The organism is Cellulomonas sp. GbtcB1 (assembly GCF_019091725.1).
GTDB lineage: Bacteria > Actinomycetota > Actinomycetes > Actinomycetales > Cellulomonadaceae > Cellulomonas.
The window spans coordinates 23753-30097 of record NZ_JAGXJG010000023.1 but is presented as its reverse complement, the minus strand read 5'-3'; the positions used below and the strand labels follow the sequence as shown (position 1 = coordinate 30097).

4 protein-coding genes are annotated in these 6345 nt (G+C 75.1%); all 4 read right to left on the bottom strand.

Translation table 11 applies throughout. The features are described 5' to 3' along the window. Window positions 1-100: 100 nt before the first annotated feature. The 4 genes from secA to KVT14_RS10230 all read right to left on the bottom strand — a co-directional run bounded on the left by secA (window position 101) and on the right by KVT14_RS10230 (window position 6334). Window positions 101-2920: a preprotein translocase subunit SecA gene (gene secA / locus KVT14_RS10245; protein WP_217615570.1), complete on the bottom strand. Its 2820-nt coding sequence runs from the start codon at window positions 2918-2920 to the stop codon at window positions 101-103. Window positions 2921-3082: 162 nt separating this feature from the next. Beyond that, window positions 3083-4447, bottom strand: a complete 1365-nt coding sequence (locus tag KVT14_RS10240) for a winged helix-turn-helix domain-containing protein (RefSeq protein WP_217615569.1) — start codon at window positions 4445-4447, stop codon at window positions 3083-3085. 257 nt (window positions 4448-4704) lie between these two features. Beyond that, window positions 4705-5397, bottom strand: coding sequence for a ribosome-associated translation inhibitor RaiA (gene raiA, locus KVT14_RS10235; RefSeq protein WP_147794036.1), 693 nt, complete (start codon window positions 5395-5397; stop codon window positions 4705-4707). 163 nt (window positions 5398-5560) lie between these two features. Beyond that, a complete protein-coding gene (locus KVT14_RS10230; RefSeq protein WP_217615568.1) occupies window positions 5561-6334 on the bottom strand; it encodes a ComF family protein in 774 nt (257 codons plus the stop codon). Window positions 6335-6345: the final 11 nt, after the last annotated feature.

Below are 6345 nucleotides of genomic sequence, written 5' to 3'. Positions count from 1 at the left end.
CCCCCCGGGGGCGCGGGGGGGGGCGGCCCGCGGCGGGGGCGGCGCGGCCGCGCCCCCCCCCCGGGGGGGGGGGGGGGCGGGCCACGTCCCGCCTCGGGGCTCAGCCCCGGCGGCGCTGCTGCTTCGCGGCCTTCCGGCGCGCCTCGCGGTTGCCGGCGTCCTCGCCGGTGCCGTCCGCCGCGGCGGGGGCTCCCCCGGCCGGCTCCGACGTCGCCGGGCCGGCCGCACGCCGGCCGCGGGTGACGGTCGTGCCGCTGTCGCCGTCGACGCTCGGCGCCGAGTACTGCAGCGGTACCTTGCGCTCCGGGCCGTCGATGCCCTTCGCGACCAGCACCGGCTCCGCACCGGCACCGGTGGCCGGTGCGCCGTCGGCGGACCCGGCGACCTCGTCCTTGAACGTCGGCGCCTGCGCGGGCGCCTCCGCGACCTTGACCTCGAGGTTGAAGAGGTAGCCGACGGCCTCCTCCTTGATCCCGTCCGTCATCGCCTGGAACAGCTGGTAGCCCTCGCGCTGGTACTCGATCAGCGGGTCGCGCTGGGCCATCGCGCGCAGGCCGATGCCCTCCTTGAGGTAGTCCATCTCGTAGAGGTGCTCGCGCCACTTGCGGTCCAGCACGGACAGCACGACCCGGCGCTCCAGCTGGCGCATGTTCGGCTCGCCGAGGGACTTCTCCCGCTCGGAGTAGGCGATCCGCGCGTCGGACAGCAGCTCGGCCTTGAGCAGCTCCGGGGTGACCCGCCCGAGGCCGCCGGCCTGCTCGACGACCTCGTCCACCTCGATCGACACGGGGTACACGGTCTTGAGCGTGGTCCACAGCTGCTCGAGGTCCCAGTCCTCCGGGTGGCCCTCGGCGGTCGCCGCGGTGACGTAGTCGTCGAGCACGTCCTCGAGGAAGTGCTGGACCTGCTCCTGCATGTCCTCGCCCTCGAGCACGCGCCGGCGCTGCTCGTAGATGACCTCGCGCTGCCGGGACAGCACGTCGTCGTACTTGAGGACGTTCTTGCGGATCTCGAAGTTGCGCGCCTCGACCTGCGACTGCGCGGACCGGATGCCGCGGGTCACGATCTTCGACTCCAGCGGCAGGTCGTCCGGGAAGCCCGCGCGGGTCATCATCGACTCGGCCATGCCGGAGTTGAACAGCCGCATGAGGTCGTCCTGCAGCGACAGGTAGAACCGGGACTCGCCCGGGTCGCCCTGCCGGCCGGAGCGGCCGCGGAGCTGGTTGTCGATGCGGCGGGACTCGTGCCGCTCGGTGCCGAGGACGTACAGGCCGCCGAGCTCCACGACCTCGTCGTGCTCCGCGGCGACCGCGGCCTTGGCCTTCTCCAGGGCGTCGGGCCAGGCGGCCTCGTACTCCTCCGGGCTCTCGTTCGGGTCCAGCCCGCGGGAGGCGAGGTCGGCGACGGCCATGAACTCGGCGTTGCCGCCGAGCATGATGTCGGTGCCGCGGCCGGCCATGTTGGTGGCGACGGTGACGGCGCCCTTACGGCCCGCCTGCGCGACGATCGACGCCTCACGGGCGTGCTGCTTGGCGTTGAGCACCTCGTGCGGGACGCCGGCCTTGCGGAGCTTCTTCGACAGGATCTCGGACTTCTCGACGCTCGTGGTGCCGACGAGGACGGGCTGGCCGTTCGCGTGCCGCTCGACGATGTCGGCGACGACGGCGTCGTACTTGCCCTCCTCGGCCTTGTAGACGAGGTCGGCCTGGTCGATCCGCTGCATCCCACGGTTGGTCGGGATCGGGACGACGCCCAGCTTGTACGTGCCCTGGAACTCGGCCGCCTCGGTCTCGGCGGTACCGGTCATCCCGGAGAGCTTGTCGTACAGGCGGAAGTAGTTCTGCAGGGTGATCGTCGCGAGGGTCTGGTTCTCGGCCTTGATGACCACCCCCTCCTTCGCCTCGATCGCCTGGTGCATGCCCTCGTTGTAGCGGCGGCCCGGCAGGACGCGGCCGGTGTGCTCGTCGACGATGAGGACCTCGCCCTTGTCGACGATGTAGTCCTTGTCGCGCTTGAACAGCTCCTTGGCCTTGATGGCGTTGTTGAGGAAGCCGATCAGCGGCGTGTTCAGCGACTCGTAGAGGTTCTCGATGCCGAGGTAGTCCTCGACGCGCTCGATGCCGGGCTCGAGGACGCCGATGGTGCGCTTCTTCTCGTCGACCTCGTAGTCGCGCTCGGGCTGGAGGCGGCGCACGACCTTCGCGAACTCGGAGTACCAGCGGTTGGCGTCGCCGGAGGCCGGGCCGGAGATGATGAGCGGGGTCCGGGCCTCGTCGATGAGGATCGAGTCGACCTCGTCGACGATCGCGAAGTGGTGCCCGCGCTGCACGAGCTCGTCGGTGCTCCACGCCATGTTGTCGCGCAGGAAGTCGAACCCGAACTCGTTGTTCGTGCCGTAGGTGATGTCGGCGGCGTACTGGACGCGGCGCTCGGCGGGGGTCTGGCCGGACAGCACGACGCCCGTGGTCAGGCCGAGGAACCGGTAGACGCGACCCATGAGGTCGGCCTGGTAGCTCGCCAGGTAGTCGTTGACCGTGACGACGTGCACGCCCTTGCCGGTGAGCGCGTTGAGGTAGGCCGGCGCGGTGGCGACCAGGGTCTTGCCCTCACCGGTCTTCATCTCGGCGATGTTGCCCCAGTGCAGCGCGGCGCCGCCCTGCAGCTGGACGTCGAAGTGCCGCTGGCCCAGCGTGCGGCGCGCGGCCTCGCGCACCGCGGCGAACGCCTCGGCCATGAGGTCGTCGAGGGACTCGCCGTCGGCCAGCCGCGCCTTGAACCGGTCGGTCTCCTCGCGCAGCTCGGCGTCCGACAGGGACGTGAAGCTGTCCTCCAGCGCGTTCACCTGCTGGGCGACGCCCGACAGCTTCTTGAGGATCCGTCCCTCGCCCAGGCGGAGGACCTTCTCGAGGATCGCAGGCACGTGCACTCCCGACTCGCTGCGCCGCACGTGGCCACGTGCGGCGTCCCGGCGTCCCGACCGCACAGCCGGGCCCCGACCATCGTAGGTGAGGGGCGGCGACGTGCAGCAACCCGGCGCCCCGGGTCGGTGGACCGCCGGCGACCCGGGGCGGCGGTCGGCGCGTCAGCCCGCCGCGAGCGCCCCCGCCAGGACGGGGGCGAGCGTCCCGCGCGGCGTGCCGTCCCGGTCCCCCACCGCCACGTCGTCCAGCCCGAGCCAGGTCGCGAGCAGCCGCAGCTCGGCCGCGAGGTCCGCCGCGACGTCGCCGGGCGCCGAGCCCGGGACCGCCCCCGGCACCGGTCCGGCGGCCTCCGCCGGGTGCGCGGCGTGCACCCGGAGCACCCCGGCGCGCCGGTCCGCCTTGAGGTCGACGAGGGCGGCCAGCCGCTCGCCGCGCAGGAACGGCAGCACGTAGTAGCCGTGCACCCGCTGCGCCTCGGGCACGTAGATCTCGATGCGGTACCGCAGGCCGAACAGCTCCTCGAGCCGGCGCCTCTCGAACACGAGCGGGTCGAACGGGCTGAGCAGCGCGCGGCCGGTGGCGCGGCGGGGCAGGTCGGCGTCGGCGTGCAGGTAGGTCGGCCGGGCCCAGCCGTCCACCTGCACCGGGACCAGCGTCCCCTCGTCGACCAGGTCGCCGACGGCCGCCCGGGCGCGCGGACCCTTGATCCGGAAGTAGTCGAGGAGGCAGCGCTCGGAGGCGACGCCGTGGGCGCGCGCGGCGATCCGGAGCAGCTCGCGCACCGCGTCGTCGTCGTCGGGCTCGGGCGCGGCGAGCACGTCCGGGGGCAGCACCCGCTCGGTGAGGTCGTAGCAGCGCTCGAACTGCGGGTTCCGGCGGGCCGAGGCGACCTGCCCCGTGAAGAACAGGTACTCCAGCACCCGCTTGGCCGCGGTCCAGTTCCAGCCCCACTCCGTGCGGTCCCGCGGCACGGGCCCCTCGACGCGCGCGTGCACCTCGCTGGCCGTGAGCGGGCCGTCGTCGGTGATCATCGCCAGCACGTCGGCCACGAGCGGCGAGTGGGTCAGCGGCACCTCCCGGATCGACCCCCACGCGTAGTCGCGGTAGGCGCGCCGCCGCCAGCCGAGCAGCGCGTACGTCTCCGGCGGGACGTACGAGGCCTCGTGCGCCCAGGTCTCGACCAGCCGGCGGGGCGCCCGGCCCGCGGCGCGGTCGAGGAGCGCCGGGTCGTACGGGCCGACCCGGGAGAACGTCGGCACGAGGTGCGCGCGGGCGACCACGTTGACGGAGTCGATCTGCAGCAGCCCGACCCGGTCGACGACCTGCTGCAGCTGGCGCATCGTGGCGGGCCCGGTGCGCTCGGCGCGCGGGCGGTCGAGGCCCTGGGCGCGCAGCGCGACCCGGCGGGCCTGGGACAGCGACAGCGTGGCCGAGGGGCGGTGCGCGGTGCCGGTGGCGGCGCGGCGGGCGGCGGCGATGCGGCGGCCGGGGGCGGCGGGCGTCGCGGCGTCGGTGCTGGTGGCCATCGCCCCATCGTGCCGCCCGCCACCGACACGCACCGCCGGTGATCGGGCGCGGCGGCGAGGTCGGCACGAGCCCGTGAGGTCGTCACAAGCTGGTGAGGTCGTCACGAACAAGTGCCGACCTCGTCAGCTCGTGACGACCTCACGCCGGCCGCTGCCGATCCCACGCCCGACGCGGCCGACCGCCCCCGGGCGCGACCGCGCCCGCCGACCGGAGGGTCGTCAGCGGGCGCGGTGCCGTGGTGCGTGCGGGTCCGGGGTCAGCGCTGCGCGGCTGCCCCCGCCGGGGCGGCGACGCCCCCGGCCTGCGGCGCGGCGGCCGCGCCCTCGCCCGTGCCGATGCTGGTCACCGCGGCGTCGAGCTTGATGATCCCGTAGCTCCAGCCGCGCCGGCGGTACGCGACGGACGGCTGCGCGGTCTCGGCGTCGACGAACAGGAAGAAGTCGTGCCCGACGAGCTCCATCTCGTAGAGCGCGTCGTCGATCGTCATCGGCTGGGCGACGTGCACCTTCTCGCGGATGACGACGGGCGAGTCGCCGAGCGTCGTCTCGACCACCCCGTCCTCGGACGGCTCGGGCGCGGCGGGCTCGGGCTCCAGGTCCTCGAGCGGGGGCAGCGGGTCGCTCACCGGCGTGGGGACCTTGCCGCGGTGGCTCTTGCGCCGGTCCCGGGCCCGGCGGAGGCGCTCCGCGAGCTTGTCGATCGCCAGGTCGAAGGCCCCGTACCGGTCGTCCGCGCACGCCTCGGCGCGGATCACCGGTCCCTTGCCCACCACGGTCAGCTCGACCCGCTCGGCGGCGGCGGCCTGCCGGGGGTTGGGCTCGTGGGTCACCTCGACGTCGATGCGCTGCGCCCGGGGGGCGAGCTGCTCGAGCCTGGCGAGCTTGTCCGTCACGTGCTGACGGAACCGCTCGGGGACGTCGGTGTGACGGCCGGCGACGACGATCTCCATGGGGTACCTCCTGGAGGTCCGGGGGCGGGTCGGTGCCCGCCCGGCAGCATGCTCGGAGCGCCCTCGCGGGGCGCTGGTCTGCGGCACCACCTCCTCGTGCGGGCGTGCCCGTCGAGTCCCGGTACCGGGGGACGTCGTCGCCTCCCGGTGCTGTGGGACCACGCTAGCCCGGGTCGGCCGAGGCTTCCAACCAGCCGGTCGGCGATCCCGGCGGACGGGTGACGGCCAGCACCGTCGCACCCACGACCCGCGCCCCCGCGGCCTCCAGCGCCGACCGGCACGCGGCCAGCGTGGCGCCCGTCGTCAGCACGTCGTCCACGAGGAGCACGCAGGTACCCGCCAGCGCCGCGCGCGCCCGCGGGCGGACCCGGACCCGGCCGGCGAGGTTCGCCGCGCGCCCCCGGACGCCGAGCCCGACCTGGTCCCGGCCCGCCCCGGCGAGGCGCAGCGCAGTCAGCGCGACGGCCCCGCCGAGCCCGGCGGCCGCCGGGCGCGCCAGCGCCCCCACGAGGTCCTCGCCGCGGCGCGCCCGCCCCCGGGGCGACGCCGGCGCGGGCACGACCAGCAGCGGCACCGGCTCGCCGTCGGCGGCGCCCGCGAGCGCACGTCGCACCGCCGGGCCCGCCCGGCGCAGCACGGCCCCGAACCACGGCGTCACGTCCGCTCGCCCCCGGTCCTTCCAGCCGACGACCGCCCGCCGCACGGCGCCGTCGTTCTCCGCGAGCGCCCACACCGGGACGGTGGTGCCGTCCATCCGGTCCAGCCGCCCCGCCGCGTGCTCGCACCGCCGCGGCGGCCCGGCGAACGCGTGGAGGCACCCGGGGCACAGCGGCCGGCCGGGGACGCCGCACCCGGCGCACGTGACGGGGAGGACGAGGTCGAGGACCTCGCGGGCGGCGCGGGCGAGCGGGCCGCCCCGCGCGGTGGTGTGGGGCACCCGACCACCGT

Excerpts from the sequence above, each read along its gene's own strand:
- raiA (WP_147794036.1), bottom strand. The coding sequence starts at position 5,397 with ATGGAGATCGTCGTCGCCGGCCGTCACACCGACGTCCCCGAGCGGTTC.
- KVT14_RS10240 (WP_217615569.1), bottom strand. The coding sequence starts at position 4,447 with ATGGCCACCAGCACCGACGCCGCGACGCCCGCCGCCCCCGGCCGCCGC.